This is a genomic window from Blautia sp. AM23-13AC (assembly GCF_003435675.1).
Taxonomy (GTDB): Bacteria; Bacillota; Clostridia; order Lachnospirales; family Lachnospiraceae; genus Fusicatenibacter; species Fusicatenibacter saccharivorans.
In genome coordinates, this window is record NZ_QTUL01000041.1 from 1 (window position 1) to 758 (window position 758).

A 758-nucleotide genomic window follows, 5' to 3' on the forward strand; every position below is an offset into this window, starting at 1 on the left:
AAAGGGGACAGAAAAAGGCTGTCAACGATAGCAAGCCGGGAATGGATAGAGGATAACACAAAGGTTACGATACCAGCCAATAAGCGGAATTACAGAAAGCAAAAAGACCATGTAAAGGTTATGAATACTATGAAAGCTTTAAAAAAGCAGTTAGGAGAAGAAGTAAAAGAGGGTAGACCAAAAGGGAGTGGAACAGCGGAGCAGACAGTCAGAGAATGGCAGGAGAGCCACCCGGCAGGAAAGAAAGCAGACTGCATACGGGAGACAGGATTGAGCAAGCCCACCGTTTACAAGTGGTGGAAGTAGGGCATACTTGAAATGGCTATCTGAATATGCTATAATGGCGATAGCTAAAAAGGATATAGTACCACGAGTACACAAAGCGAAAGCCCCAGAGTTGCAGCTCTGGGGCTTTCATTTAGGTTAGTTGTCACTGTCGTCTCCGTCTAACCATTTGCAGATGTAGTAGCTGGCTACGCCTGCCATAACGGAAACCAAAAAGGATATAATAATTTCCACGAGTACACCCCCTTTCTGTTGCCAGATTGGGTGCGACAACGCTGGATATTATACCACAGAGGCAGAAATGCCACAATAAGCCATTTTCCCTTGTTTATCATCAGAGCCATAAGGAAAAGAGTGTCAAGGGCGGTCGAAAGACCGCAGAGTTTACCCTTGACGCTCTTTTTTGTTGGCTATCATGCCGGAGGGGAAAACGGCTGTCCGTCCGTTCCGTTACTTCCCCCTGTGCTTCATTG

General features: G+C 46.3%; 1 pseudogene. It reads left to right on the forward strand.

Annotation, left to right across the window (positions count from 1 at the left end):
- A pseudogene (locus DW642_RS15735) lies at positions 1-306 on the forward strand (repa); the annotation flags it as partial.
- Positions 307-758 lie beyond the last annotated feature (452 nt).